Origin of the sequence: Myxococcus sp. AS-1-15 (assembly GCF_020037055.1) — a bacterium.
Lineage (GTDB): Bacteria > Myxococcota > Myxococcia > Myxococcales > Myxococcaceae > Myxococcus > Myxococcus fulvus.
Genome location: NZ_JAIQDF010000070.1, coordinates 1 through 1,143, shown reverse-complemented (window position 1 = coordinate 1,143; position 1,143 = coordinate 1). Strand labels below are relative to the sequence as shown.

Annotated in this window: 1 protein-coding gene; it reads left to right on the top strand. The window is 65.6% G+C overall.

Going from position 1 to position 1,143, the window contains the following annotated elements; genetic code table 11:
* Positions 1-10 precede the first annotated feature (10 nt).
* A partial coding sequence (gene tuf / locus K8625_RS43555) for an elongation factor Tu (RefSeq protein WP_223752276.1) occupies positions 11-1,143 on the top strand: 1,133 nt, incomplete at its 3' end.

Below are 1,143 nucleotides of genomic sequence, written 5' to 3'. Positions count from 1 at the left end.
GAGGAGTGTCATGGCCAAGGAGAAGTTCGAGCGTAACAAGCCCCACGTGAACATCGGCACGATCGGACACGTGGACCACGGCAAGACGTCGCTGACGGCGGCCATCACGAAGGTGCTGGCGAAGACGGGCGGCGCCACGTTCCTGGCGTACGACCAGATCGACAAGGCGCCGGAAGAGCGCGAGCGCGGCATCACGATTTCGACGGCGCACGTGGAGTACCAGACGGCGAACCGTCACTACGCGCACGTCGACTGTCCGGGCCACGCCGACTACGTGAAGAACATGATCACGGGCGCGGCGCAGATGGACGGCGCGATTCTGGTGGTGTCGGCGGCGGACGGCCCGATGCCCCAGACGCGTGAGCACATCCTGCTGGCGCGCCAGGTCGGTGTTCCGTACATCGTGGTCTTCCTGAACAAGGTGGACCTGCTGGACGACCCGGAGCTGCGCGAGCTGGTGGAGATGGAGGTGCGTGACCTCCTGAAGAAGTACGAGTTCCCCGGCGACACCATCCCCATCATCCCGGGCTCCGCGGTGAAGGCGCTCGAGGGTGACACGAGCGACATCGGCGAGCCGGCCATCCTGAAGCTGATGGCGGCGGTGGACAGCTACATCCCGACGCCGCAGCGCGCGACGGACAAGCCCTTCCTGATGCCGGTGGAGGACGTGTTCTCCATCGCCGGCCGTGGAACGGTGGCGACGGGCCGCGTGGAGCGTGGCAAGATCAAGGTCGGCGAGGAGGTCGAGGTCGTCGGCCTGCGCCCGACGCAGAAGACCGTGGTCACGGGCGTGGAGATGTTCCGCAAGCTGCTGGACGAGGGCATGGCGGGCGACAACATCGGCGCGCTGGTCCGCGGCCTGAAGCGTGAGGACATGGAGCGTGGGCAGGTGATTGCCAAGCCTGGCAGCATCACGCCGCACACCAAGTTCAAGGCGCAGATCTACGTGCTGTCGAAGGAAGAGGGTGGTCGCCACACCCCGTTCTTCAAGGGCTACCGTCCCCAGTTCTACTTCCGCACGACGGACGTGACGGGAACGGTGAAGCTGCCGGAGAACGTGGAGATGGTGATGCCGGGCGACAACATCGCGATCGAGGTGGAGCTGATCACCCCTGTCGCGATGGAGAAGGAGCTGCGCTTCGC